Here is a 24,978-nt window from a genome sequence, read left to right on the forward strand (position 1 = left end):
AACCATCTTTCCCCGCCCGCCCCGCCGATGCGGCCGGGCGGGGAAAGAGCAGTTGTCAGTAGCGGTAGTGCTCGGGCTTGTACGGGCCCTCGATGTCGACGCCGAGGTATTCCGCCTGCTTCTTGGTGAGCGTGGTCAGGCGTACGCCCAGAGCGTCGAGGTGCAGCCGGGCAACCTTCTCATCCAAGTGTTTCGGGAGAACGAACACCTGCTTCTCGTACTCGCCGGGCTTGGTCCACAGCTCGATCTGCGCCATCACCTGGTTGGTGAAGGAGTTCGACATCACGAAGCTGGGGTGGCCGGTGGCGTTGCCCAGGTTCATCAGGCGTCCCTCGGACAGCACGATCACCGAGTGACCGTCGGGGAAGCGCCACTCGTGCACCTGCGGCTTGATCTCGACCTTTTCGATGCCGGGCACCTTGGCCAGGCCGGCCATGTCGATCTCGTCGTCGAAGTGGCCGACGTTGCCGACGATGGCGTTGTGCTTCATCGACGACAGGTGCGCGGCCGTGATGATGTCGGTGCCACCGGTGGTGGTGATGAAGATGTCGGCCTCGGCGACGACGTCCTCGATCCGGACGACCTGCATGCCGTCCATGGCGGCCTGCAGCGCGCAGATCGGGTCGACCTCGGTGACCACGACACGGGCGCCCTGACCGCGCAGCGTCTCGGCCGAGCCCTTGCCGACGTCGCCGTAGCCGCAGACCACGGCCAGCTTGCCGCCCAGCATCACGTCGGTGGCCCGGTTGAGGCCGTCGACCAGCGAGTGCCGGATGCCGTACTTGTTGTCGAACTTGCTCTTGGTGACCGCGTCGTTGACGTTGATCGCCGGGAAGAGCAGCGTGCCTTCCTTGGCCAGCTTGTAGAGCCGGGCCACACCGGTCGTCGTCTCCTCGGTCACGCCGCGGATCTCGGACGCGATGCGGGTGAACCGCTGCGGGTCGTCCGCGAGGCTGGCCCGCAGGGTCTCGAGGATGATCCGGTACTCGTGGTTGTCGTCCTCGGTGGCCTGCGGCACCGCGCCGGCCGCCTCGAACTCGACACCCTTGTGCACGAGCAGGGTGGCGTCACCGCCGTCGTCGAGGATCATGTTGGGACCCCGGCCGTCGCCGAAGTCGAAGAGCCGCATGGTGGCCCACCAGTACTCCTCGAGCGACTCGCCCTTCCAGGCGAAGACCGGCACGCCGGCGGGCGCGTCGACGGTGCCCGTGGGGCCGACGACGGTCGCGGCGGCCGCCTCGTCCTGGGTCGAGAAGATGTTGCACGACACCCAGCGCACCTCGGCGCCGAGCGCGACCAGCGTCTCGATCAGGACAGCGGTCTGCACGGTCATGTGCAGCGAGCCGGCGATGCGCGCGCCGCTGAGCGGCTTACTGTCGCCGAATTCGCTGCGCAGGGACATCAGCCCGGGCATCTCGTGCTCGGCCAGACGCAGCTGGTGACGGCCCGCCTCGGCCAGCGAAAGGTCGGCTACTGCGAACTCGACCCCGTTGACAGAGGTCAGACGGCTTTTGGCAAGATCTGTGCTCACGCGAGGGCTCCTCCCTCATCAGGAGGCGCCCTTGAGGTCATGAAACCCGGGTCGAGCGTGGCGGAGACCGGCACACCGGTTCCGTCGCAGCGCCTCTCGACGCGGGCAGGTAATAGCTTAACCGAGTGCCCGACTTCTTTCCCGCCACGTCGTGAGGATCAAAGCCCCAATATGAGGCTCCGCACTCAGCTCACGCTCACCGTGACCGCGCTCGTCGCCCTCGTGGTCGCCCTCGCGGGGCTGGTCATCGTCGTGCGCATCGACCATCGCGACCGGGCCGACCTCGACCGGACGCTCGCCCAGCGGGCCGACCGGGTGAAGGCCGCGGCGACGAAGAACGGCTCGCTGCCGACGGACGGGACGTTCGCCATCCGGCTGATCGCCAACGGCGAGATGCTCAAGCAGGTGGGCTCGTCGGCCGGCTTCCCGCTGCCGGTGAGCGACGGCTATTCGACCGTCAACTCGGGCGACGAGGAGTGGCGCTCGCTGGCCCAGACGCTCGTGACCGGCGCCCAGTTGCAAATTCTGGTCAGCCTGAACGGTCTCGAGGAGCAGCACGACGATAACGTGCTGATCGTGGATCTGCTGGTGCTGCTCGCCGCCCTGCTCAGCGCGGCCGGGGTCTGGTTCGCGACCGGCCTCGTCCTGCGTCCCTTCCAGCGTCTGCTGTCGGCCGCCCGCGACCTCGATCCGGCCGACCCCGATCAGCATCTGCCCGAGGTGAAGAGCCCGCGCGAGGTGGCCGAGCTCACCGCCACGCTCAACGATCTGCTGGCCCGCGCGCGGTCGTACGAGGCCCCGGAACCCGACGGTGTCCGGTTGCCGCCGGCCGCCCCGACGGTCGAGCCGCCGGCCGCCCCGACGGTCGAGCCGCCGGCCGCCCCGACGGTCGAGCCGCCGGCCGCGCCCGCGGCCGTCACCGCCCCGACGGTCGAGATCCGGGCCGTCGAGCCCCCTGCTCCGCTTCCGGTCGAACCGCCGGCGCCCGCTCCTGCTCCTCCTCCCGCTCCGGCACCGGTGGAGCCGCCGCCCGCGCCCGCCTCCACCGCGGTCGACGAGCTGCGCCCCAGCCTGGCCGACCTGGGCACCCAGCTCGACCAGCTGATGGACAACCCCGAGATGCCGGCCACCCAGCGCCACCTGCTGCTGGCTCAGATGGCTGACGAGCACCGCCGCATGGTCGCCCTGCTCGACGGTGACGCATGACCAGTCACGCGATGGGCTGACCACACATCAAGGCTCTTCCATGGGCCCTCAGAAACCCCTCATCCTGTACGCGGGAAATGGGGGTCCTCGTGAAGCATCCGCACCGGATCCGGGAGATCGCCGCCCAGGCCGGTCTCAGCCAGGCCACCGTCGACCGCGTGCTGCACCACCGTGGCGGCGTCCGCGAGAGCACGATCCGCGACGTCCACCAGGCCATAGCGGCCCTGGACCGCCGCCACGACCAGCCACCGCTGCCGGCCCGCACGTTCACCGTCGACCTGATCGTCGCCGACCGAACCCGCGCCGGTGCCGCCCTGCGAGCCGAACTGCCGGCCCTGCGCCCCGCCGTGATCCGCCCCCGCCTGCGCCCCGCCGCCGACCCGCTGACCGAGCTGGCCAAGGTCGCCCGTTCCCAGTCCCACGGCCTGATCCTCGAGGCCGCCGAGTCACCCGAGCTCGTCGAGGCGATCGGCCGCCTGGAGATCCCGGTGGTCACCCTCAACACCGACCTGCCCGCCAGCAAGCGGGTGGCCCACGTGGGCCTGGCCGAGCCCGAAGCCGGAGCCACCGCCGCCTACCTGATCGACCAGTGGCTGGCCGACCGGGCCGGCGACGTGCTGATCGTTCTTCCGGCCACCGCCGCCGACTCGCCCGCCGGCCCGGCCGCCATCCGTTCACCCGCCGTGGCTGAACGATTTGCCGGGTTCCGGGCTGAGCTTCGCACCCGATCCTCGAACCGCCGCCTCCGGATGACCGATTCCACCCACGTGCGAGCCACGTTGGCTGCCAATCCGTCGATACGAGCCGTCTACACCCCGGAGCGTGGCCACACCGCCGCCGTCATCGACGCCTTTGCCGCCGAGCACCGCAACTACGACGCCTTCGTGGCCCATGACCTCGACGACGAGAACACCGGATTGCTGCGAACCGGCCGCTTGTCCGCGGTGCTGCACCACGACGTGCGCTCCGACCTGCGCGCGGCCTGCCTGGCCATCCTCCAGTCGCTCGGAGCGGTGCCCGGCCCGGTTCGCTCGACTCTGTCCAGCGTCCAGGTCGTCACCCCGCCCAACTTGCCATCGGCGTGAAACAGAGGCACGCAGGGCGAATCCCTTGCCCGGCGGAACCTGTGTTTCCGCACCACGGCCGAGCGCGGCGAAGAAAGACGGGTGCGGCGGGGAAAAGTTTCGTCCGGCTGTCCGGATGGGGTGGGCGGCGTTCGTCATGTGGGTGAAGATGCGGAACGAGATGGGGAGACAGCCATGAAGTACATGATGTTCGTCTGCACCGACACCGAGCCCGAGACCGATGAGTCCCGGGTGCCGGACATCAACGTCTGGGTGGCGGAGAACGACGCGGCGGGGCGGCGGCTCGACGGGAACGTGCTGGCGCCGCCGACGGCCGCCACCACCGTGCGGGTGCGCGGCGGTGAGGTGTTGCTGACCGACGGGCCGTTCACCGAGACGAAAGAGGTGATCGTGGGCTACGACATCCTCGAGTGCGCCGACCTGGACGAGGCGATCGCCGTCGCGGCCGCGCACCCGATGGCCCACGGTGGTCGGGTCGAGCTTCGGCCGTACGCCGACCTCTGACATGGACGCCGTCGCCGTTGCGCACCGGGAGCACTGGGGGCGCCTCGTCGCCACCCTGATCCGGGTGACCGGCGACTGGACGCTCGCCGAGGACTGCGCGCAGGACGCCCTGGCCACCGCGCTGCAACGGTGGCCGCGGGACGGGGTTCCGGAGAATCCGGGCGGCTGGCTGATGACGGTCGCCCGGAACCGGGCTCTCGACGTGCTGCGGCGGGCCGCCGTGGAGGATCGCAAGCTGCGGGAGATGGCGATGATCGAAACCCCGGCGCCGAGGGACGACCGGCTCCGGTTGATCTTCACGTGCTGCCATCCGGCGCTCGCTCTGGAGGCGCGAGTGGCGCTCACCCTGCGTACGGTGGCCGGGGTTTCGACCAGTGACATCGCCCGGGCCTTCCTGGTCACCGAGGCGACGATGACGCGGCGGCTGACCCGGGCCAAGTCGAAGATCGCGGCGGCGCGGATCCCGTACCGGGTGCCCGAGGGCGACGCGCTCGACGAGCGTCTGCCGGGGGTGCTGGCGGTGCTGTATCTGCTGTTCAACCGCGGGTACGACGGTGAACCGCTGCTCGCCGACGAGGCGATCCGGCTGGCCCGGCTGCTGGGCACGCTGATGCCCACCGAATCCGAGGTGGCGTCGCTGCTGGCGCTGTTCCTGCTGCAGCACTCGCGGCGGCACGCCCGGCGCGACACGGCCGGCGACCTGGTGCCCCTGGACCGTCAGGACCGCGACTGCTGGGACCGGGCCGCGATCGCCGAGGCCGTGCAGATCCTGCAGCGCACCCCGGTCGAAGGCCCGTACGCCCTGCAGGCCCGCATCGCCGCCTGTCACGCCACCGCCGTCACACCGGGTGACACCGACTGGAGCTCGATAGCGCTCTGGTACGACGAGCTGGCTCGCGTGCAGCCGACCCCGGTGATCGCCCTCAACCGGGCCGTGGCCCACGGCTACGCCTTCGGCGCCGGCCGGGGTCTCGAACTGCTCGAGCACACCAGGGACATCAGAGACACCTACCCGATGGTCATCGCCGTCGAGGCCGACCTGACCGCTCGCGCCGGCGACCATCAGCGCGCGAAAGACCTGTTCCGCGAGGCTGCCGCCGCGGCCGGAGAAGGACCGGAACGCCGAGCCCTGCTGGCCCGGGCAGCCGAACTCTGAATCTCGACGACCGCGGGCCCCGAGCGGGGGAAAACGCGTCAGGCCGCTGCCAGCCGGTTGGAGGCGTCGAGCGCGCGCGTCGACCAGCGCACCGCGTCCATGTACTGCGGGGCCAGGTCGTACGTGCCGAGCTCGCCCTTCTCGTACCCGTCGACCGCGCGCAGCACCTGCCCGAGCCGCCCGGTGCCGTCGGTCAGCGCCGCAGTCACCGCGGGCGCCAGGGGGAACTGCTCGGCCATTTCGGCCGACGGGATGCCCAGCACCCGCGCCACGCCGCTGATCACGCCGGACATGAAGGCCGCGTCGGGCGCCGCGCCGAACCACTGGGCCACGTTCTCGCAGAGCCGGGCCCGGGTCAGCACGCCCAGCATGTGCTCCTCGGCGGGGCCGCCGACCTCGTCGAGCACCATCAGCATCGCCCACTGGCGAATGTGTTTGAGCCCCACCATCACCACGGCCTGGCGCACCGACGAGACCCGGTTGGCGTGGCCGGCCGCGACGGAGTTGCTCGCCCGCAGCACGCGCAGCGAGAGGGCCGGGTCGCTGGCGATGATGGCCACGATGCGGGGCATGTCGGTCTCGGGGGCGCTGAGCGCGGTGACCAGTTCGAGGCGGCGCAGGCGGGACGGGGAGAGGCTGGCGACCGTCAGCACCTGGGGGCGGCTCAGGGCGTACCCCTGGCGCAGTTCCATGCCGTAGTGGTCGGCCAGCGCGAGCTGTTCATCGGTCTCGAGCCGCTCGGCCACGAGCTGGATGTTCGGGAACTGCCGGACGGCCGCGACCACCTCGTCGAGGTTGCTCACGTCGCCGTCGAGAAGATCCAATTTGACGTACGAGGCCAGGCCGAACAACTGCTCGTGCCCGGAGCCCCAGACGAAGTCGTCGAGCGCGATCCGGTAGCCGGCCTCGGCCAGGCGGGTGACCCCGGCGATCACCTCGTCGTCCATCTCGACCGTCTCCAGCACCTCCAGCACCACCTGGGCCGGGCCGAAGGGCAGGGGCAGGTCGCCGGCGAGGAACTCCCGGGTCAGGTTGATGAAGCAGAGGCGGTCGCCGGCGACCTCGCCGATGCCGAACTCGGTGAACGCGTTGATCATCACTGTGCTCGTGGCGTATGTGTCCTGCCGGCCCGCCGCCACGGCATCCATGCTGCCGCGGAAGAGCAGTTCGTAGGCGACCACGTCACCGTGCACATCGAAGATGGGTTGGCGCCCGACGTGCACGAGCTTGGTGCCGTCGCCTGCCTCCGATGGTTTCACGCGCTGCCTATCGGCCGTACGGGTGCCGAGTTGATGACTTGGCCGGGGTTGATCCGCCGGTCAGCCACCACGGGCTCGCGTAGGCCAGGCCGAAGTCGTTGCAGGCGTGGCCCTCGGGACCGGGCATGGGGTTGTCCAGGGCCGGGTCCGAGACACGCAGCACGACCCAGTCGCCGTCCGAGACGTCGAGCGGCATCGTGACCGTGACGACCTCGCCGGCGGTGAAGTGCAGCAGGCCCGCCACCTCGGGAACGGTCGTCCCCGGTCGCAGCACCTGGAGGCAGAGCGTCCGCCCGGCGAGTGCGGGGCCGGCGTCCAGGTCGACCCGGAACGTCACGTCACCCTTGGCGATCGGCAGGCGGCCACCCATCCGTACGCCGTTGGCCGTCGCGTCCAGCCGCAGCGCGTCGACGCGACTGGCGAAGAAGCGCCGCGCCCGCATGGCCGACAGCACCCCGGCCCGCGTGTTCCCGGTGAGCCAGAGACCCGTACGCCCCTTGTCCTCGTCGTGGCCCCAGTCCCCGCCGTGCTCGTCGGAGACCCCGGTCAGCCCCGTCCGCCACCCCGCGTTGAGGCAGGCCGACAACGGCGAGTGGTGCGTCGGCCAGCCGCCGAAGAGGTAGTCGTCGCCGTTGTTGAACATCTCGAGCGCGACCATCTGGCCGGCGATCCGGGCGTCGTACGCGAAATCGCCGAACTGCTCGCGCTGCCGGCCCGGATGGTTGAAGCTGCCGATGCCCGACGTGCCGGCGAGCCACTCGTAGAGCGCGGCCGTGTCACCGGCCGTGTCGAGGTCGGCGAACTCGTCGGTGAACCAGATGTTGATGTGGCCGAGGTGGGAGTGCGACCACTCGAAGCCGCGCAGGGTCGTGTACGAGCCGGGCCGGTACGCGCCGTCGGCCAGCTTGCCCAGCTGCCGCCACTTCCGGCCGGTCAGACCGGTCAACGCCTGGTCGGTGGCGTGGTCGGTCAGCGCGGCCACGTCGAACCCGGCCGAGCGCATCGACGCGAACGCCAGCTCGGGCTCGCCCACACCGTCCGAGAGCAGCGTGTGGTTGTGCAGGTCGGCGTAGGCCAGGGTGGTGCCCCGGCTGATTCTCGACGTGCGCCGGTCGCCGGCGGCCGGCGCACGACCGGGTGTCGCGGCCAGCAAGGCCAGTCCGCCGGCGCCGGCCAGCAGGGATCGTCGTCGGACACGGTTGTGGTGATGCGGTGCGCTCACCCGAGGAGCATGTCAAGGCCCCGGGCGATGGTCAGGTGAATCGCGCAAGGGCGGCCGAGGATTGGTCCGTACGAGGTCGGCCGATCAGGCGGTCAGCCACCACGGGCTCGAGTAGGCCACACCCCACTCGTTGCCGGGGTGCCCGGCCGGGCCGGGGGAGGCGTTGGCCTGGGTGGGGTCGGCGACCCGGATGACCACCCAGGCGCCGTCGGCCAGGTCGAGCGGCACGGTGAACTCGGTGGTCGTGCCGGCGACGGCGTCGACCACCTCGGCCACCTGCGGGGCCCGCGAGCCCGGCCGCAGCACCTGCAGCTTCAACGGCTTGCCGTCCCATTCCGGGCCGCGGTCGAGGTCGACCACGAAGCGGATGTCGCCCTTGGCGGTCGGCAGGCTGCCTCCCATCCGTACGCCGTCGGCCGTGGCGTCGAGGCGGAGCCCACTGACCCGGGTGGCGAAGAAGCGGCGGGCCCGCATCGCCTCGAGCACGCCGTTGCGGGTGTTCTCGGCGACCCACAGGCCCGTGCGTCCCTTGCCCTCGGGGAAGCCCCAGTCGGTGCCGTGCTCGTCGGTCACGCCGGTGAGCCCGGTGCGCCAGCCGGCGTTGAGGCACGCGTTCAGCGGGGAGCTCTGCCCGCTCGACCAGCCGTCGAACAGGTAGTCGTCGCCGCGGTTGAACATCTCGAGCCCGACCATCTGGTCGCGCAGGCCGGCGTCGTACGCGAAATCGTTGAACCGCAGCAGCTCCCGGCCGGGGTGGTTGAAGCCGCCGATGCCGCCCGAACCCTCGATCCAGTCGTAGAGCCGGCCCATGCTCGACGAGCCGCCCAGATCGGTGAAGCTGCCGGTGTACCAGACGTTGACGTGCCCGAGCAGCGGGTGCGACCACTCGAAGCCGCGCAGCGCGGTGTAGGCGCCGGGCACGTTGGCCGCGTCGGCCAGCTGCCCGGCCCGCCTCCACTCCGAGGACGAGAGGCCCTCGATCGCGAACAGCGTGGTGTGGTCGGTCAGCGCGGCCACGTCGAGGCCGGCCGAGCGCATCGAGGCGAACGCGTTGGCCGGGTCGCCGTCGCCGTCCGACATCAGGGTGTGGTTGTGCAGGTCGGCGTGCACCAGCGTCGTGCCCTGGGTGAGGCGGGAGGTGCGGGAGGCGCCGGTGGCCCGCTGGGGCGAGTTGTCGACGGCGACGCCGGTGGTGGCGGCGTGCGCGGTGCCGGGCGTGGCCGCCAGCACCAGCAGGCCGCCCGACGCGGCGAGCAGGGATCGACGGCTGAGGTGGTCGTGCTCGTGGCTCGTCATGGGGCCGAGCATCGCAAGAAAACGACAGCTATGGATGTCTCAGCGGTGAACGGCGGCCTGCCGGGGGCTGTCGGCGGTGGCGCGGTCTTGCGGCTGATTGCTGCAAGCGGCGGTCAGCGGCACGACCAGCGTGAAAGAAACCGATCGCTTCACGTAAACACCGAGCAATCTGCCGGAAACTTCGGACTGAACCTTGTGGACTGCGTCACAGCAATCTTATGGTCACTGCCACGCTCCCTCTCCCACCTCAGAGAAGAGTTCGTCGATGTCCCTGGCACTCCGACGGCCCGTCGCCGTGGCCGTCATAGCGTTGAGCGCCGTCGCGGTCGTCCCCGCCGGCGCTGCCCAAGCCTCGCCCGCCACCGCCGCCCCCGCGGTCACCCGCGCCGCCCTCGATCCCGCGCTCGTCGCCGGCCGGGGCGCTTCGGTCGCCTTCCTGGAACAGGAGGCCGAGCGCGCCCGCACCAACGGCACAGTCATCGGACCCGACCGCACCGCGTACACCCTGCCCGCCGAGGCGTCAGGCCGGTCCGCCGTACGCCTCACGCCCGGCCAGCACGTCGAGTTCACGCTGCCCAAGGCGGCCAACGCGGTCACCGTGCGCTACAGCATCCCCGACTCGGCGACCGGCGGGGGCCTGACCGCCCCGCTGAGCGTCAAGGCGGGCAACGCCAGCCGCACCATGACGCTGACCTCGCAGTACTCGTGGCTCTACAACCAGTACCCGTTCACCAACGACCCGAACGCCGACCTGCTGCACCCGGACTGGTGGATCACCGAGTGCGCCTGCGTGCCCGCCGCCACCACGCCGACGCCGGTGATCACCAAGCCGTTCCGGCCCAGCCACTTCTACGACGAGCAGCGCCTGCTGCTCGGCCGCACGGTCCCGGCGGGCGGGAAGGTGCGCCTCACCGCGTCGTCGGCGGTGCCCTGGACCGTGATCGACCTGCTCGACTCCGAGCTGGTCGGGCTTCCGCACGTCAACCTGCTGGCGGCCAACGTGCTGGCCTTCGGCGCCGACCCGACCGGCCGGCGTGACTCGGCCACCGCCTTCGACAAGGCCATCGCCTTCGCGCGGAAGACGAAGCTCAAGGTGTACGTGCCGCCGGGCACATTCAAAGTCAACCGGCACATCGTGGTCGACAACGTGACGATCGAGGGCGCCGGCAACTGGTACACGATCATCAAGGGCGTTTCCGTGCCGCTGGCATCGCCGGCGCCGGACGGCTCGACCCACACGGGAGTCGGCTTCTACGGCAGGTACGCCTCGGAGGGCGGCAGCCGCAACGTGCACCTCTCCGGGTTCGCCATCGAGGGCGACGTGCGTGAGCGCATCGACATCGACCAGGTCAACGGGGTCGGCGGCGCGATGAGCGACTCGACGATCAGGGGCCTGCACATCCGCCACACCAAGGTCGGGCTCTGGTTCGACGGGCCGATGTCCAACGTCCGGGTCGAGAACAACATCATCGTCGACCAGATCGCCGACGCCCTGAACTTCCACACCGGCGTCACCGGCTCGGTGGCGCGCAACAACTTCGTCCGCAACAGCGGCGACGACGGCCTGGCCATGTGGGCCGAGAAGACCACGAACGCCGGCAACACGTTCGACCGCAACACCGTGCAGACGCCGGTGCTGGCCAACGGCATCGCGATCTACGGCGGCCGGGACAACACGGTCTCGAACAACCTGATCGCCGACCCGATCCGTGAGGGCAGCGCGATCCACGCCGGTTCCCGGTTCGGCGCCGAGCCCTTCACGGGCACCTTGAAGTTCACCGGCAACACCACGGTGCGTGCGGGCACGTACGAGCTGAACTGGAACATCGGTCTGGGCGCGATCTGGATCTTCGCGCTCGACCGCAGCATCGACGCCGACATCCAGGTCACCGGCGACCACTACCTCGACAACACGTACAACGCGATCATGATGGTCTCCGACTGGCCGGTGAAGGACCTGTACTCGATCCCGAACGTCCACTTCAAGGACGTCCGGATCGACGGCACGGGCACCAGCGTGCTCAGCGCCCGGGTGGCCGGCGGCGCCACGTTCGAGAACGTCGACGCCCGCAACGTCGGCGCGGTGCCGGTCAACAACTGCGGCTCGTTCGGGTTCACCCCGGCCGGCTCGGAGTTCACCGTGACCGACCGCGGCGGCAACGACGGCTGGCTCGCGCCGTGGCTGCTGCCCAACACCATCACCTGTGACGACCGCCCGCCGGTCGTCGCGCCCCCGGCGCCGGCTCCCTTCTGATCGAAGGCCGTCCCGCTCGAGCGATTCGGGCGGGACGGCCTGCTCTTGGTAGCCTTCGGCCAGGCGACTTCACTCGGAGGAATTACGTTGAGTCACACGCTGCTGGTCACCGGTGGTGCCGGTTTCGTCGGTTCCGCTCTGATCAAATCGCTGCTGGCGGACTACCCGGCCGCGGCGATCGTGTCGCTCGACAACTACTTCACCGGTGTCCCCGAGAACCACGTCAACGACCCCCGGGTCACCTACCTCGACGGCTCGACGGCCGACCTGGCCAAGATCTGGGCGGGCCGCGGCCTGCCCAGCCCCGAGATCGTCTTCCACCTGGGCGAATACTCGAGGATCGTCACGTCGTTCGAGGACCACGACCTGACCTGGGACTACAACCTGCTCGGGACCAAAGAGGTGGTCAAGTTCGCCTCGGCCGCCGGCGCCAAACTGATCTACGCGGGCTCCAGCTCGAAGTTCGGCAACGACGGCCAGGACGAGAACCTGAACCCGTACGCGTGGACCAAGGCCAAGAACATCGAGTACATCCGGAACTACGCGAACTGGTACGGACTCGACTACGCGATCACGTACTTCTACAACGTCTACGGCCCCGGCCAGATCACCAGCGGCAAGTACGCCACCGTGATCGGCATCTTCGAGGACAAGTACCTGCGCGGCGAGCCCCTGCCGGTGGTTTCCCCCGGCACCCAGACCCGCGACTTCACCCACATCGACGACATCGTCCGCGGCATCGTCCTGGTCGCCCAGAAGGGCAGCGGCGACGGCTACCTGCTCGGCGCCGGCCACGAGTGGCCGATCCTGGAGGTCGCCCAGATGTTCGGCGTCCCCTACGAGCTGACCCCGGCCCTGCGCGGCGAGCGCACCCGCGGCCAGGCCGACATCACCAGGGCCGCCGAGCTGGGCTGGCACCCGGAGCGGCGGCTGGACGAATACGTGGCAGCTTTCGTGGCGGCGAATCCGCGCTGAGCCGCCGCACCAGGGCCAGCGCCCACACGGCGACGAGCGGGGCCGGGGGGTGCGTGCAGGCATCCGGATCGCCATCGTGGACGACCATCCCCTCTTCGTACGTGGACTCGAGTTGCTGCTGCCCGAGGTGAGCAGCGGCCGGGCCGCCGACCTGCTCCAACCCCTGCCGGCCGCGCCGGACGGATGGGTCGTGCTGCCGTCCGACCTGCTCGCCGCCGTGATGGCCCAGGCGCCGGATCCGCGGCGGTTCGCGGCGCCCCTGTCGGGCGAGGAACGCGACCTGTAGCAGTACATCGCGGCCGGCGCGTCGACGACCGAGATGGCGGGCAAGCTGCACGTCTCGGAGCGACGGTGAAGCGGCAGACGGCCACGCTGCTGCGCAAGCTGCGCGTCTCGAGCCGGGCCGACCCGTGAGTGTCGGACCAGGACCCACGCGGGCCAAGGTTTACCGGCATTCGGCCGGGGGATGCGGCCCGCCATGGATCAGCGAAAAACGCCCGTGCTGGACGCGATCGAGCAGTTCCGGCGCGATGACCGCTACACGTTCGCGCTTCCCGGCCACCGGCTCGGGCTGACCCTCGACGACCGCGCCGCGTCCGTGCTGTCCCGCGGGGCGTTCGAGGCTGATGTGATCACCGCGAAGGCAGCCGTGTCGGAGGCGGAGGAGCTGATGGCCGACGCGATCGGCGCCAAGCAGGCCGTCTTCACCACCTGCGGCTCGACCGTCTCGATGCACACCGCGATGCTCACCGTGACCGGTCCCGGCCGGAAGATCCTGGTCGACCGCAACGTGCACAAGTCGGTGGTGGCATCACTCATCCTGGCCGGCGCCGAACCGGTGTGGCTGCGCCCGCGCTGGGACGCCGAGAACCAGATCGCCCACCCGGCCGCCGCCGACGATGTGGCCGAGGCCCTGCGCCTCCACCCGGACATCTCGGCCGTCCTGATGATCACGCCGACCGAGTACGGCACCGGCGCCGACGTGCGGAGCATCGCCCGGCTCGCACACCGGCACGGCGTACCGCTGCTGGTCGACGAGGCGTGGGGCGCGCACTTCCCGTTCCACCCCGACCTGCCGACCTCGGCCATTCACGCCGGGGCGGACCTCGTGGTGCAGAGCCTGCACAAGGCCGACGGTGGCCTGTGCCAGGCGTCGATGATTCTTCTCTGCGGCGACCTGGTCGACCCCGTCGACCTGCGGCTGCGCCTCGACCTGCTCACCACGACGAGCCCGTCGGCGCTGCTCTACGGCTCGATCGACGCCTTCCGGCGGCGGATGGTGGCCGACGGCCCGCAGTTGCTCGACGACACCCTGCGGCGGGTCAATCACCTGCGGGTACGGCTCGGCAAGCTGTCAGACCTCACCGTGATGGACGAATTGATCGTCGGGCACGACAGTGTCGCCGAATGGGATCCGCTCAAGCTCTCGGTCGACGTCTCGCGGCTCGGGCTCAGCGGCTATCAGGTCAAAGACTGGATGGAGGAGCGGCGGCGGATCACCGTGCAACTGGGCGACGCGCGGCGGGTCGTGTGCTCACTGACCTATTCGGACACCGACATCGCGCTGGAGCGACTGGCCGAGGGCTTCGAAAACCTGGTCGCCGAGCCGCCCGCCCCGGACCGGCCGGCGCCCGCCGTCCCCCCGCTCGAGGAGCTGAACCTCGAGCAGGCGATGAACCCGCGGGAGGCCTACTTCGCCCCGACCGAGCAGGTCACCGACCCGACCGGCCGGGTCGCGGCCGAAATGATCAGCCCGTATCCGCCCGGCGTGCCGGCGATCCTGCCCGGCGAGCGCTTCAACGAGGCGGTTGTCGACTATCTGCGGGCCGGGCTGGCGGCCGGCATGACGATTCCCGACAGCGCCGACCCGTCGCTCCGGACCTTCCGGGTGGTTCGGCACGAGCGGGCTATCGGCTGACCCGCTCGGGACACCCCTTCGGGTAGGTGGTTGAGCGTCCCGCCTTCGTCTCCTTGGAGGAACGATGTTCAAGCGCGTCGACTACCCGCAGTTCCAGGCCAAGCCGGAGAAGCCGGACGCCATCTCGCCGCCGAACACCAGGAGCTGGTCGGCCGGCCGAAGCCACCGCGCGACACCTACCACGCGCCCGACCAGAGCCACTTCCCCTGCCTCACGGCCGGGCGGCAATGCCGCCCGGTCGTAGCTGCCTTTCCTCGGAACTCGGGCTCGCCGATGATGGGCGGCATGCAACCCAACCGTGGAGCCGATCGTCATCGGGGTGTGAGACGAGACAGAGACGAGCAGTTCCACGATTTCGTGGTGAGCCGGCGACCTCGCCTTCTCCATACGGCGACCCTGCTCACCGCGGGTGACACCCACCTGGCCGAGGATCTGGTCCAGGCGACGCTGACGAAACTGTACGTCGCTTGGCCGGCTTTCCAGCGGGCGGACAACCCCGACGGGTATGTGCGCCGCGTGCTGGTCAACGCGTTGATCGACGAGAAGCGGCGGGTCTGGCGGCACCGGGAGCGCAGTATGGCCGAACTCCCTGACGTCGCCGGTGACGCGCCGGGCGGGGCCGGAGCCGCGGGGGAGGCCGTCAAACAGGCACTGCGTGAGCTTCCGCCCCGGATGCGGGCGGCCGTCGTCTTCCGCTACTTCTACGACCTCGACGTGGCAGCGACGGCGGACGCGCTCAGCTGCTCGGAGGGCAACGTCAAGAGCCAGACAGCGCGCGGTCTGGATCGTCTCCGAGCCGCCCTGCACGGCAGCGCCCGACCCACCTTTCTCAGCCAGGGAGCCACCCCATGAACGACCTGCGTGACCACTTCCAGGAGATCGCCGGTCCGATCTCCGCCCCCTCGAACGACCAGATCGAGGCCGACCTCACCCGCGGCCGTCGCGCCCTGCGCCGCCGCCGGGTCGTCCAGGCCTGCACCGGTTCCGCCTTCGGCGTGGCCGCCCTGGCCGCCGCCATCGCCGTCGCCACCAGCACCAGCGCCCCCACGGCTCCGGAAGACCGCGTCGTCGCCGGCGCCGCAGCCGTCCAGCTCGTCGCCTACAAGGGCGAACAGCCCAAGGGCTTCACCGTCGACAAGGTGCCGGACGGCTGGTTCGTCCAGGCCAGCGAGCTCGGCTACGTGACGATCGCCCCCGACAAGGCCAAGAACCCCGGCCCCGGCGTGAACCCGTCGACCGACCCGGTCTACGACAAGGACTCGTTCGCCGACAAGATCGTCGTCATGCTCGAGTCCAAGGACCAGAGCGGCCCGTCCCGCGACGGCAAGACAGTCAAGGTCGGCGACCACGAGGGCGTGCTGCTCAAGAGCCTTCGCGGCGAAACCCCCGACGGCCCCGCCCCGACCGCCCCCGGCGGCGACACCGGCTGGGAGCTCTGGATCAAGCAGCCCTCCGGCATCAACCTGATCGTCCAGGTCTGGCAGGGCCTCGGCCTTACCGAAGCCCAGATCGTCGAACTCGGCGCCGGCGTCCACGTCCACAAGGACGCCGTCCAGGGCGTCGGCTGACTTTCCTCCCCCGCCGAACGGCCCGCGACCGGTAGGTCGCGGGCCGTTCTGGTCAGCCACCGAGTAGCAGGCGCAGGTTGGTCAGGCTGGTGACCAGCGCGCTCGTGTACCCCATGATCCGGCCTGCCCACTTGACCACGGCCGAGGCGATCTGAGCCGCCACGACCGGAATCGTCACGACCAAAAGCGCTTCGGCGGTCCAGACAATGGCCCGGGCGACCAGATCGGCGATCAGATCACGCACGATGTCGCGGGTGAACTGCACCAGATTTCCCGCTGCCCGAGTAGCAGCCGCCATCGTGGAGGCGAGCACGCTCAGCCCGCCCACACCATCGACGTTGTTCGCCATCAACTGCTGGTAGGAATCGGCAGTCGTGCCCTGCCAGCCCGGCAGATCAGTCGCCAGATCGGCCTGCAGGTCGGAGGCCAGCGCCTGCAGCTCAGAGGCCATGGTGGACCACGTCCCGGCATTCGCCGTGACCTGGTCGGGAATTCCGGCCAGCCGGTCCAGCACCTCGCGCAGCGGTTCGAAGTACTCCATGGCCCAGCTCAGCCCACTGGACAGCAGCGCGCTGAAGGGATCGAGCACGGTCGCCGCCGCCTCGAGTGCGAAGGCGCCACCGGCCAGGGCGCCATCGACCCAGTCTCCGCTCCGCACCGCGTGGTTCAGGCCTTGGAAGCTTTCCGCCAGGCCCACCCCCGCGGTTCCGGTACGAGTCGAGACGACGCTCGCGACCAGAGAGCTGTCCGTCATGGCGAGTCCTCCATGCGCCCGGCGCGGCGGATGCGCCGAGCCGCGGTGTCGTCGGTCTCCGCGTACTCCTGAGTTGTTCGTGTCAGCGCCTCGGCGGCCCGGGCCAGATTCCGCTCGACGTCGGCGAACAGCTGGTTCTGCCGCTGGTGCCGGCGCTCCAGGATCTCGGCCATCCAGGCACACAGGACGCCGTAGGCAGCCTCGTTGTTGCTGATGCTCGCGCTCGCCGACCTGATGGCCGCAGCCCGCTGCCGCAAGGCCTGCAGCTTCGCCGCGTGCGCGCGTATCTCCTCGATGTCGACCGCGAACCCTTCGGGCATCTATCAGGTCACCCCCTCAGTGCCTGAAGCGTGGCGAGCGTCTGGGGGTAGGAGTGGAAATGCACCCCGCTTCGACCGGCGCGTTCGGCGAGGGTGAAGACCAGGCCTCGTACGCGTGGAAGGGCGCCCACGATTTCGCGCACGTTCCCGGGCGTGAAGTCGAACCCGACCAGGAGCGGATGACGGCCGGCGAGCTCGTCGAGGTCGGCGATCTGAAATTCCTCCTCGTACTCGGGTGCGCGGTCGCGCAGAAAGGTCCAGGAGTCGCGGTACTCGGGCAGCACGTCGGCCTGAAAAAAGGAGGCCTCCAGGCCCGGCTCGTCGAGGTAATCGCTGAGAACCCAGGCCGGGTCGTCGTCGTGGGCGATCTCGATACCGCCGTAGACGATGCCGACGCCGGCGTCGTTCAGCCGTGCTCGCACGTCAGCCGGCGGAACCATGCGCCGCACCGGTTGGACCATTCGGGAATGCATGGCGTGGACGATCCGCAGGATTCGATCGGGATCACCCGCGAGATCGAGGACCGGCACCAATGTCGCCCGGGCCAGAGCGCCGTCCATCGCGGTGGCCTGCTCGAGTGAGACCGTTCGGCCGTCGTCGAAGCGCGGATCCGGTGTGAGGTCGACTCCGAGCAGGTCGGCCCCCAGCTTCTCGAGCGTGACGGCCTCCTCGACCGAGCGCACCCGATCCACCTTGATCAACTCATTCGTCATAGCGCACCACGTTTCCGCCCAGCTCGTCAGCGCCTCGGAAGTCCCTCGGGACGACCCAGGTCTTTCCCTGCGTACTCGTGGAGATCTTCCAGTACGGCGAACCCTCCGGCGTGTGCCGCCCGCCGCCGGGATGTACCTGGATGTTGGTGATCTCGGGATGCCCTTGGACGCGTACCTGCTGCGCCCGCTGCGAAGTGCCCCTGCGGGTGCTCTGCTCTACATTCGCCCGGTAGCCCGCCGCGGTGAACTGATCGGCGATGTCCTGCGCCGATCTTCCGGCGACCGACCGCGGATCGCCGACGATGTTGTCAACGAAAGTGTGGGCGCCGTCTGCGTCGGCCCGGGTCGCGCTGAGGGTGACATCGGCGCTGTCACCGGCGGGGCTGTCACCGGCGGGGCTGTTGCTGGTGCCTCGTTCGCCGGCCAGCCCGTCCTGAAGCCGAGCCGCGGCCGCGTTTTCCTGGGCGGCCGCGTTGTCGCCGCCCGATCGAGGCCGGGGCGATGGCGGTGACCCCTCGTCACCTCCGCCGCCCCCGCGCGACCCTCGACGGCGCCATGAGATCCTCCGCCAAGAGATGATCACTGTCGATGTCTCATCGTATTGCCCCATCGCCACCGTTCCCGGGCGCGACATGTTCGAGCTACATTCCGGCCCTATGACGACTGGGGCGGAGCAGCGGGCCGGCGAGATGGTGGCGGCGGTCCGCGACGATCCCGCGCGGCGGTTGGGGCTGGCTGCTGCCTTCTATGAAAGGCCGGACATCCGGTCGTACCGGAGGGCCGAGGTCGCCTTCATGAAATGGCAGATCCGATGTGGAGTGCTTCGGGCGGACGGCGGCAGCCCGTGGTGGCGGGCGGTGAACGAATCCTTGCTGCGGGACGCGGCCGAGGCGGATCTGCTTTTCCGGGGCTCTACCGGCGCGGGCAGTAACCGCAGCGTCGATCCCTGGCTGGCCTTTCTGCGGGCGCCGGGGCCCGAGCGCTGGTATCGCGCGCACAATTCGAGCATCGTCGGCGGCTATCTGCGCCATCGGGATCTGGTCGCGGGTGAGGGCTCGCTCGAGCGGTTCTTCATGGATGTGGCTCTGCTCCGGGTGCTTTATGCCCACTGCCTTCTCGTACGGCCGAAGCTCGCGCTCGGAAGGCTGGCGGTGTTCGGCCGTCTGCTCGGCGACCCCCGCCGTCGCGGCGCCGACCTGTTTCTCTCGCTCAAGGATGTGCTGCCCGACGCGTACCCGTTGGAAAATGTCGGTATCGACAAGGTCTTGGCGGCAGAGAACTACCTGTCGCGCATCGTGGATTACGGCGTCATCGTGCCGCGGATTCCGCAGCTGTACGCCCACGCCGCCGAGGATCTGGGCGAGCCGGAACTGGCGGGGTTGTGCCGCGACGAATTCCCGGTCTACGCGTGGCCCTACGAGGAGCGGCATGTCTGGCGTACGGCTGAATCGCCGTTCGCCATCGCCTTGGCCCGCACGATGACCCGCTCAGATCTCGCGCGATTACCAACTCAGATCTCGCACGATTACCAGCTCAGATCTCGCACGATTGCCAGCTCAGATCGAGTCATGTGCGACGCGCAGGGCGGCCGTACGCGCCCGGTCGGCGCCGGCCCGCCACCTGCCGATCTCTCTGATCGCCGCCTCCAATTGCTGTTGTGATTCGCGCAGTTGCCGATCTCCGGTTCCGCGTACGTCGTCGATCGATGGCGGAGGTTCGCCGACGGCCAGGGCGGCGCGCTCGATCGTCCGGCGCAGCCCCGGCCCTCGCGTGCGCACCTCCTGGATCAGCTCATCGCGCTGACGACGGGCGAATTCGGCCTTGTGCCAGGCGATGCGGTCGTCCTTGGCCCGTCCCACGTCGGGTTTGAGGATGCTTGCGATACCCCTTCGCATCTCTTCGCAGGCGCGCAGAGCCTTGTCGCAGGCCCGCACCGTTTCCACCAGCACCCGGAACTCGGGGTCGTCCCGGACCAGCAACGGGCCGAGCATTCCGTCGACGCGCTCGGCATATCCGGCGTACCTGGATTCGGCTTCCGCCAGCGCTTTCCGCGCGGTTCTGTGCTCGTCGCGGGCCCGCCGATAACGCTGCGTCCGCCCGTCGTCGGCGCTGAACAAACCACCCAGCAGCCGGTCGCGCCAGTCCGTGCCGCCGGCCGATTCGGTCAGCCCCTGCTCGGCCACCTCGAATCTCCGCCGAGCGGTCGCCAGCTCTTTCCGAGCGGCCCGCAACAGCGCGACGTGGGGCGCCAGAAGAGTGCGATCCCGATCGCTCAGCACCCCCTCACGGTATGTCGTATCGTGCCCACGAACCAGGAGGTGTCATGGGTGCCAAGACTGCGCTGCTGGCTTTCACCGACGGCGATCTGAGGCCGGCGTTGCGGGGCGCCACCCGATCCGATCCGAGCGAAGCTGAGGCTCTGGTCCGTCGGGTTCTTCCCGGCTATGACGTCGCGCTGGTCGGCGACAGCAGTCTCTTTCAGACGTATCCGCCCGAAGACATCGCCCATGTGACTGTGCTGCCCGGCGCTGAGCTCGTGTGCGATCAGCGGCTGGTCCTGGATCGTCCATCGGAACTGCCGGAACATCTGCTCCGGGCCGGGGCCGGTCGGCGGATCGTCATGCACGGCATGCATTCGGTGGTGGATTGGCTCTGCTTCGCGGTCTGGGAGGACGGGAAGCTGGTTCGTTCTCTGAGCCTCTCCCCGGGCAGCGGCATCATCGAGAGCATCGGCGAGCCGTACGGGTTCGAGCGCCCGTTCTGGAACGGCCGGCACCCGGTCGAACCGGTTCCCGGCTGGGAGGACCGAGAGCCGTACCCGTTGCCTTTCCACCCGTTGGAACTGGGTGAGGTGGCTCTGAGCGCCTTGTTCGGCTTCGTCATCGAAGGAGACCCCGCTCCGGACGACATCGACGCCGAAGACGTTCCCGTGCACGTCTTCCGCGTCGGCGACCCGTCAGGTCAGGAACAGGCAGCACGCGAGGCGGCGCACGAGCGGGCAAAGCGCGACCTGGGCCCGTTCACGATGTACGAGATGGGTCCGGACGGCACGATGCGGGAGGCCAGCTGGGAAGAGTTCGAGAAGGCCCATCCACCCTTCTCCGACTGATTTCCCGGCACTGGGAAAGCCGGACGGAACCGTGAGCGATCACAACCACTCGGTCTCCTCCCAGGCAGCAGACCCACCGCCGGGCTTCGTCCTGGCAGGCCCGCCTGGCCGTGAGGACGCCGCGTAGCCGGTGAGTTGGCGGCGATGGGCTCGGTGATTCAGCGCGCGCGGCGGTAGTGCATGGCCACCGCGCCGTTGCGGAGCGGCTGCGCCGAGAGCAGCTCGAGCCGGCGCGTGGCAGGCAGCCCGCCCTGGTACAGCGTCGGGCCGTGGCCGGCGATCCTGGGATGGACGAGCAGCTTGTACTCGTCGATCAGGTCCAGCCGGTCGAGTTCGGTCGCGAGCTTGCCGCTTCCGAGAAGGACCCCGTCCGGGGTCGCGTCCTTGAGCTTCTGCACGCCCTCGCGCAGATCGCCCGCGATGTGGTGGCTGTTGGCCCACGGGAAGTCATCGCGCGTCGACGACACCACGTATTTGGGCTTGGCCTGCAGCTTGACCGCCCACTCGCGTACGGCCGGCGGCGCCGCTTCGTCACCGCGAGCGACGGACGGCCAGTAGCTCTCCATCATCTCGTAGGTCACGCGACCCCACAGCATCGCTCCGCCCTCGTCCATGAGACGCGTGAAGAAGACATGCGTCTCGTCGTCGGCGATCCCCTCCTGGTGGTCGACGCAACCGTCCAGGGTGAGGTTCAGGCTGAAGATGAGCGCTCCCATGGCCGCGGAGTCTAACGCCGTTACGGCATCGGCCCAGGCAGGCGGCACGTACACAAGTGAACAAGTCTTCGGCTCGCCGAGAGCGTTCGAGGTCGGCCGAGACCCGCCGAGAATGCGCAGATCTCGCGCGACCAGCGACATCGAGCCGCCTCGCTGCGCACGGGTGCCAATCGGACCAGGCCTATAAAACAAGGCCACAGCACAGAACTGATGGTGCCCCCGGCAGGAGCCGGAACGAATCTGCGACGCGGCATACGCCTGACACGCCGCGTCAGCATTGCCTGATCGGCGGGGAAACCGACAAATTCCGTGTCGAAATTGCCTGGACAACAGCGCTGACTGCCAAAAGGGTTGTTTGGGCAGGTCAGCGTTCGGTACGTGATGTCGGTTGATGACCGTTCAACGCCGTTCACGTCCGTTGAATGCACCCACCAACCGGCCGCGCCGATAGCCAGGTACAGGGAGCATCTAGGAGCGGCAGGACGCCAATGGGCGGAACCAGCATCTTGCGCTCGCCAAGTCCGGCTGCTGCAGGGTCGCCGCCCGACCTGCGAACCCAGGCGCGATCGCTGGTGGTCCCGAACGACCTTCAATGAGCCTTTCCGCGCAACGTGTCGAAGAGCGCGGCCGGGCGGACACCCGCCTGCTGAGCACGGTCAGGGAGGACCACCAGCGAGCCCTGCTGACGGTTCGAACCCTCGGCGCGCTGGTCGAGGCCTCGCTGTGGAGCGAGGCGTGGGATCTCGTCGCCCGGATCGACCCGCACCGTCTCTCGCACAACCTGCGCGAACGCCTGCGCGAGCTGGTCGACCGGCACGACCCGGCGCAGCCGATGTCGCCGCCGCTCCGAGCGATGCTGCCGCGTCTGGGACGGCTCGGCTGACGGGCACCCGATCCGTTGGGCGTGCTGCTGCCGCTCGCCGGGGTGTTTCCCGAGGAGACGCTCGCCCCTGTGCGAGCAGGTGTTGCTGATGGTGACCGGCCCTCGGTACCGGCGCCCGGCCGACCTGATCGGTGCAACTCGCGTCACCTGTTATCGGCTGTGCGAGGTGCCCGCCTCAAGCGGCGCAAGCATCCACCTGGGGCCTGCTGGCGTGTCCTCCACGGCGACGCCGGCGGCGTGCAGGCGTTGCCGGATCCGGTCGGCCTCGGCGTAGTCGTTGCGCTCGCGCGCCCGGCTCCGCTCGTCGAGCATGAGGTCGACCAGCGAGCCGATGACGCTCTCCGAGCGTGAGCCGTCGGATGCGTCGCGGGACCAGATCGTCGAGTGTGGGTCCAGGCCGAGGACGTCGAGCATGGCCTGGACCGAGCTCAGCGCCGCGCCGGCGGTGGTGGCGTCGCCGTCGGCAAGGGCCGCGTTGCCGACCCGGACGACGTCATGCAGCACCGCCATTGCCCGCGGTGTGGCGAGGTCGTCGTTCATGGCGGCGACGAACTCGGGCGGCAGTCGGCGCTCGGCGCGCTCCCGGAGTCCGCCCTGCTCGTGGGCCCGCAGCACGAAGTTCTCCACCCGGCGGAAGGCGACGGCCGCCTCGAGCAGCGCGTCCTCGGTGTATTCGATCACCGATCGGTAGTGCGGGAAGGCCAGGTAGTACCGCAGCTCGATCGGCCGGACCAGGCTGAGGATGTGCGGCAGCCCGATCACGTTGCCTAGCGACTTGCTCATCTTGGACTCGTCGAGGTTCAACAGGCCGTTGTGAACCCAGTAGCGGGCGAACGGTCGGCCGGCCGCGCGGGACTGCGCAATCTCGTTCTCGTGGTGGGGGAAGATGAGCTCGGTCCCGCCGCCGTGGATGTCGAACTCGGCGCCCAGGTAGCGATCCACCATCGCTGAGCACTCCAGATGCCAGCCGGGCCGACCCGGCCCCCACGGGGTGGACCAGGACGCTGCCGCCCCCTCGTCCGGCTTGTGCCGCTTCCAGAGGGCGAAGTCGCGCGGATCCCGCTTCAGCTTGTCGTCCGCGTCGTTCGCGGACTGCATGTCGTCGAGCCGCTGGCCCGACAACGCGCCATACTCCGGGAACGTGCTGACAGCAAAGTAAACATCGCCGCCGGCTGCGTAGGCGTGGCCGCGGTCGATCAGCTCGCGCATCAGCTCGATCATGTCCGGAACGTGTCCGGTCGCGCGCGGGGCCGCGGTCGGCGGCAGGCACCCCAGGGTGTCGTACGCCTGGGCGAAGGCCCGCTCGTTGGCGTAGGCCAGGGCCCACCACGCCTCGCCAACAGCGGGGGCAGCGGCCAGAATCTTGTCGTCGATATCGGTGACATTGCGGACAAGCGTGACGCTGTACTCCGATTTGACCAGCCAGCGTCGCAGCACGTCGAAGTTCACACCAGATCGCATGTGGCCGACGTGCGGGGCCGACTGCACGGTGGCGCCACAGACGTAGATACGGCAGGCACCTGCGGTGACTGGAACAAAGGTTCGGATGGTGCCCGCGAGCGTATCATGCAGCTTGAGTGTCACGTCGCGTGACTATACAGGTCGAGGTCGGTCGCCTAGTTCGTGGCGATGGCCGACCGTACCATGCGGCGAGGGGATGGCTCAGATATAGACAGTAATCACCGTCAGCGTTACGCTCGTCCCCACCATTTGAAGAGGCTGGGGGTCCTCGATGGGTGCCAATGTTGCGGCATACCGCAAACAAGGTTTTCTCCTCCTTGAGGGGTTGTTCGGTTCGGGGGAATTGTCGGCGGCAACGGCGTGGCTCGACGGGGTGGAGTCGTTTCGCGGCCCGCAGGTCGGGGTAACGGACGGCGGCGAGGTCCAGTCGGTTTACGGGGTCCACGAGCTGGAGCCGCGGGTCCTGGACCTGGTGCGCTCCGAGAAGCTGCGCCCGGTTTTGACCGAGCTGCTCGGCGGATCTTTCTATCTGTATCAGTCGCAGCTGCATCTGAAGCCGGCTTCGAGTTCGACCCTGGACTGGCATCAGGACTTCCGGGCATATCACGACTATGACGGGTTGCCGCGGCCCGACGGCGCGATCGTCGGTATTTTTCTGGATCCGATTTCTGAAGACATGGCGCCCGTTCGGGTGATTCCCCGTTCGCACCGGTTCGGTCTTCTCGAAGCCGAGCTCGCCACTCCGGTGCCGCAGCGCGGCCCGACCGGAGTCGCGGCGGCCGGCGATCGCGAGCCGAAGATGGCCTACCGGATTCCCGAGCCCGCGATGCGGACCCTGTTCCAGGAGGATTCGATCGTGCCGCTCGTCGGCGCCGCCGGCACGGTGTTCATCTGCGACATGTGCCTGGTCCACTCCTCCGACCTCAATCATACGGGCCGGCGGCGCGGCATTCTCTACACCAACGTCGCCCGGGTCGGTGTGACGCCGAGCAAGCTCGACCGGCCGCCGTTCGTGGTCGCGCGTGACTACGACGAGCTGTAGGCCCGC

Annotated in this window: 25 protein-coding genes; 14 read left to right on the forward strand and 11 right to left on the reverse strand. The window is 69.3% G+C overall.

The window, feature by feature from the left end; translation table 11 throughout:
• Positions 1 to 55: 55 nt before the first annotated feature.
• A complete protein-coding gene (gene ahcY / locus LXN57_RS38755; protein WP_251803205.1) occupies positions 56 to 1,531 on the reverse strand; it encodes an adenosylhomocysteinase in 1,476 nt (491 codons plus the stop codon).
• A gap of 171 nt (positions 1,532 to 1,702) precedes the next feature.
• Between ahcY and LXN57_RS38760 the strand changes: the two genes are divergently transcribed.
• From LXN57_RS38760 to LXN57_RS38775, 4 genes are all read left to right on the forward strand, one after another.
• On the forward strand, positions 1,703 to 2,737 hold the full coding sequence (locus tag LXN57_RS38760; RefSeq protein WP_251803206.1) for a HAMP domain-containing protein: 1,035 nt from the start codon (positions 1,703 to 1,705) through the stop codon (positions 2,735 to 2,737).
• A gap of 89 nt (positions 2,738 to 2,826) precedes the next feature.
• A complete protein-coding gene (locus LXN57_RS38765) occupies positions 2,827 to 3,822 on the forward strand; it encodes a LacI family DNA-binding transcriptional regulator (RefSeq protein WP_251803207.1) in 996 nt (331 codons plus the stop codon).
• A 174-nt stretch (positions 3,823 to 3,996) separates the two neighbouring features.
• On the forward strand, positions 3,997 to 4,326 hold the full coding sequence (locus tag LXN57_RS38770) for a YciI family protein (RefSeq protein ID WP_251803208.1): 330 nt from the start codon (positions 3,997 to 3,999) through the stop codon (positions 4,324 to 4,326).
• 1 nt (position 4,327) lies between these two features.
• The gene (locus tag LXN57_RS38775) at positions 4,328 to 5,482 is read left to right on the forward strand and encodes an RNA polymerase sigma factor (RefSeq protein WP_251803209.1); all 1,155 of its coding nucleotides are present in this window, start codon (positions 4,328 to 4,330) and stop codon (positions 5,480 to 5,482) included.
• Positions 5,483 to 5,520: 38 nt separating this feature from the next.
• On the opposite strand, the gene LXN57_RS38780 is transcribed toward LXN57_RS38775, so the two are convergent.
• From LXN57_RS38780 to LXN57_RS38790, 3 genes are all read right to left on the reverse strand, one after another.
• Positions 5,521 to 6,741: an EAL and HDOD domain-containing protein gene (locus LXN57_RS38780; protein WP_251803210.1), complete on the reverse strand. Its 1,221-nt coding sequence runs from the start codon at positions 6,739 to 6,741 to the stop codon at positions 5,521 to 5,523.
• Positions 6,742 to 6,748: 7 nt separating this feature from the next.
• Positions 6,749 to 7,963 carry a CehA/McbA family metallohydrolase gene (locus LXN57_RS38785; protein WP_251803211.1) on the reverse strand — a complete coding sequence of 405 codons (1,215 nt, stop codon included), beginning with the start codon at positions 7,961 to 7,963 and terminating at the stop codon, positions 6,749 to 6,751.
• An 84-nt stretch (positions 7,964 to 8,047) separates the two neighbouring features.
• Positions 8,048 to 9,259, reverse strand: a complete 1,212-nt coding sequence (locus LXN57_RS38790; protein ID WP_251803212.1) for a CehA/McbA family metallohydrolase — start codon at positions 9,257 to 9,259, stop codon at positions 8,048 to 8,050.
• Positions 9,260 to 9,524: 265 nt separating this feature from the next.
• Here LXN57_RS38790 and LXN57_RS38795 point away from each other — a divergent pair, with 265 nt between their 5' ends.
• From LXN57_RS38795 to LXN57_RS38825, 6 genes are all read left to right on the forward strand, one after another.
• Entirely contained in the window at positions 9,525 to 11,513 is a 1,989-nt protein-coding gene (locus tag LXN57_RS38795; protein WP_251803213.1) for a glycosyl hydrolase family 28-related protein, read from the forward strand.
• Between the two features lie 87 nt (positions 11,514 to 11,600).
• Positions 11,601 to 12,488, forward strand: coding sequence for an NAD-dependent epimerase/dehydratase family protein (locus LXN57_RS38800; protein ID WP_251803214.1), 888 nt, complete (start codon positions 11,601 to 11,603; stop codon positions 12,486 to 12,488).
• A 49-nt stretch (positions 12,489 to 12,537) separates the two neighbouring features.
• Entirely contained in the window at positions 12,538 to 12,774 is a 237-nt protein-coding gene (locus tag LXN57_RS38805) for a helix-turn-helix domain-containing protein (protein ID WP_251803215.1), read from the forward strand.
• Positions 12,775 to 12,966: 192 nt separating this feature from the next.
• Entirely contained in the window at positions 12,967 to 14,406 is a 1,440-nt protein-coding gene (locus tag LXN57_RS38810; protein ID WP_285904718.1) for an aminotransferase class I/II-fold pyridoxal phosphate-dependent enzyme, read from the forward strand.
• Between the two features lie 321 nt (positions 14,407 to 14,727).
• A complete protein-coding gene (locus LXN57_RS38820; RefSeq protein ID WP_251803216.1) occupies positions 14,728 to 15,258 on the forward strand; it encodes a SigE family RNA polymerase sigma factor in 531 nt (176 codons plus the stop codon).
• Positions 15,255 to 15,974 carry a hypothetical protein gene (locus tag LXN57_RS38825; RefSeq protein ID WP_251803217.1) on the forward strand — a complete coding sequence of 240 codons (720 nt, stop codon included), beginning with the start codon at positions 15,255 to 15,257 and terminating at the stop codon, positions 15,972 to 15,974. Before LXN57_RS38820 ends, LXN57_RS38825 begins: the two co-directional genes overlap by 4 nt.
• A 52-nt stretch (positions 15,975 to 16,026) precedes the next feature.
• Here LXN57_RS38825 and LXN57_RS38830 read toward each other — a convergent pair whose 3' ends face one another.
• The 4 genes from LXN57_RS38830 to LXN57_RS38845 are packed head-to-tail and all read right to left on the reverse strand — an operon-like array spanning position 16,027 to position 18,344.
• Entirely contained in the window at positions 16,027 to 16,728 is a 702-nt protein-coding gene (locus LXN57_RS38830) for a WXG100 family type VII secretion target (RefSeq protein WP_251803218.1), read from the reverse strand.
• Positions 16,725 to 17,048, reverse strand: coding sequence for a type VII secretion target (locus tag LXN57_RS38835; protein ID WP_251803219.1), 324 nt, complete (start codon positions 17,046 to 17,048; stop codon positions 16,725 to 16,727). The genes LXN57_RS38830 and LXN57_RS38835 overlap by 4 nt, the downstream gene beginning before the upstream one ends.
• 8 nt (positions 17,049 to 17,056) lie before the next feature.
• Entirely contained in the window at positions 17,057 to 17,761 is a 705-nt protein-coding gene (locus LXN57_RS38840; protein ID WP_251803220.1) for a beta/alpha barrel domain-containing protein, read from the reverse strand.
• On the reverse strand, positions 17,751 to 18,344 hold the full coding sequence (locus tag LXN57_RS38845; RefSeq protein ID WP_251803221.1) for a hypothetical protein: 594 nt from the start codon (positions 18,342 to 18,344) through the stop codon (positions 17,751 to 17,753). The genes LXN57_RS38840 and LXN57_RS38845 overlap by 11 nt, the downstream gene beginning before the upstream one ends.
• Between LXN57_RS38845 and LXN57_RS38850 the strand changes: the two genes are divergently transcribed.
• The gene (locus tag LXN57_RS38850) at positions 18,337 to 19,422 is read left to right on the forward strand and encodes a hypothetical protein (protein ID WP_251803222.1); all 1,086 of its coding nucleotides are present in this window, start codon (positions 18,337 to 18,339) and stop codon (positions 19,420 to 19,422) included. The genes LXN57_RS38845 and LXN57_RS38850 overlap by 8 nt on opposite strands.
• On the opposite strand, the gene LXN57_RS38855 is transcribed toward LXN57_RS38850, so the two are convergent.
• Positions 19,318 to 20,040: a hypothetical protein gene (locus tag LXN57_RS38855; protein ID WP_251803223.1), complete on the reverse strand. Its 723-nt coding sequence runs from the start codon at positions 20,038 to 20,040 to the stop codon at positions 19,318 to 19,320. The genes LXN57_RS38850 and LXN57_RS38855 overlap by 105 nt on opposite strands.
• Positions 20,041 to 20,084: 44 nt before the next feature.
• Here LXN57_RS38855 and LXN57_RS38860 point away from each other — a divergent pair, with 44 nt between their 5' ends.
• On the forward strand, positions 20,085 to 20,870 hold the full coding sequence (locus LXN57_RS38860) for a DUF6928 family protein (RefSeq protein ID WP_251803224.1): 786 nt from the start codon (positions 20,085 to 20,087) through the stop codon (positions 20,868 to 20,870).
• Positions 20,871 to 21,028: 158 nt separating this feature from the next.
• Here LXN57_RS38860 and LXN57_RS38865 read toward each other — a convergent pair whose 3' ends face one another.
• Positions 21,029 to 21,586, reverse strand: a complete 558-nt coding sequence (locus tag LXN57_RS38865; RefSeq protein WP_251803259.1) for a dihydrofolate reductase family protein — start codon at positions 21,584 to 21,586, stop codon at positions 21,029 to 21,031.
• 592 nt (positions 21,587 to 22,178) lie between these two features.
• Between LXN57_RS38865 and LXN57_RS38870 the strand changes: the two genes are divergently transcribed.
• Positions 22,179 to 22,469 (forward strand): hypothetical protein, encoded by a 291-nt coding sequence (locus LXN57_RS38870; RefSeq protein WP_251803225.1) that lies wholly within the window; start codon positions 22,179 to 22,181, stop codon positions 22,467 to 22,469.
• 150 nt (positions 22,470 to 22,619) lie between these two features.
• Here the strand turns inward: LXN57_RS38870 and cysS are convergent, their stop codons facing one another.
• The gene (cysS, locus tag LXN57_RS38875) at positions 22,620 to 24,053 is read right to left on the reverse strand and encodes a cysteine--tRNA ligase (RefSeq protein ID WP_251803226.1); all 1,434 of its coding nucleotides are present in this window, start codon (positions 24,051 to 24,053) and stop codon (positions 22,620 to 22,622) included.
• A gap of 148 nt (positions 24,054 to 24,201) precedes the next feature.
• Between cysS and LXN57_RS38880 the strand changes: the two genes are divergently transcribed.
• Positions 24,202 to 24,972 (forward strand): phytanoyl-CoA dioxygenase family protein, encoded by a 771-nt coding sequence (locus tag LXN57_RS38880; protein ID WP_251803227.1) that lies wholly within the window; start codon positions 24,202 to 24,204, stop codon positions 24,970 to 24,972.
• Positions 24,973 to 24,978: the final 6 nt, after the last annotated feature.

It is taken from the genome of Paractinoplanes hotanensis, assembly GCF_023717965.1.
GTDB lineage: Bacteria > Actinomycetota > Actinomycetes > Mycobacteriales > Micromonosporaceae > Actinoplanes > Actinoplanes polyasparticus.

Coding starts and splice junctions, on each gene's coding strand:
- LXN57_RS38810 (WP_285904718.1), top strand. CDS start 12,967: ATGGATCAGCGAAAAACGCCCGTGCTGGACGCGATCGAGCAGTTCCGG.
- LXN57_RS38830 (WP_251803218.1), bottom strand. CDS start 16,728: ATGACGGACAGCTCTCTGGTCGCGAGCGTCGTCTCGACTCGTACCGGA.
- LXN57_RS38840 (WP_251803220.1), bottom strand. CDS start 17,761: ATGACGAATGAGTTGATCAAGGTGGATCGGGTGCGCTCGGTCGAGGAG.
- LXN57_RS38795 (WP_251803213.1), top strand. CDS start 9,525: ATGTCCCTGGCACTCCGACGGCCCGTCGCCGTGGCCGTCATAGCGTTG.
- LXN57_RS38860 (WP_251803224.1), top strand. CDS start 20,085: ATGGGTGCCAAGACTGCGCTGCTGGCTTTCACCGACGGCGATCTGAGG.
- LXN57_RS38835 (WP_251803219.1), bottom strand. CDS start 17,048: ATGCCCGAAGGGTTCGCGGTCGACATCGAGGAGATACGCGCGCACGCG.
- LXN57_RS38770 (WP_251803208.1), top strand. CDS start 3,997: ATGAAGTACATGATGTTCGTCTGCACCGACACCGAGCCCGAGACCGAT.
- LXN57_RS38825 (WP_251803217.1), top strand. CDS start 15,255: ATGAACGACCTGCGTGACCACTTCCAGGAGATCGCCGGTCCGATCTCC.
- LXN57_RS38865 (WP_251803259.1), bottom strand. CDS start 21,586: ATGGGAGCGCTCATCTTCAGCCTGAACCTCACCCTGGACGGTTGCGTC.
- LXN57_RS38880 (WP_251803227.1), top strand. CDS start 24,202: ATGGGTGCCAATGTTGCGGCATACCGCAAACAAGGTTTTCTCCTCCTT.
- LXN57_RS38790 (WP_251803212.1), bottom strand. CDS start 9,259: ATGACGAGCCACGAGCACGACCACCTCAGCCGTCGATCCCTGCTCGCC.
- LXN57_RS38760 (WP_251803206.1), top strand. CDS start 1,703: ATGAGGCTCCGCACTCAGCTCACGCTCACCGTGACCGCGCTCGTCGCC.
- LXN57_RS38775 (WP_251803209.1), top strand. CDS start 4,328: ATGGACGCCGTCGCCGTTGCGCACCGGGAGCACTGGGGGCGCCTCGTC.
- LXN57_RS38850 (WP_251803222.1), top strand. CDS start 18,337: ATGATCACTGTCGATGTCTCATCGTATTGCCCCATCGCCACCGTTCCC.
- LXN57_RS38870 (WP_251803225.1), top strand. CDS start 22,179: ATGAGCCTTTCCGCGCAACGTGTCGAAGAGCGCGGCCGGGCGGACACC.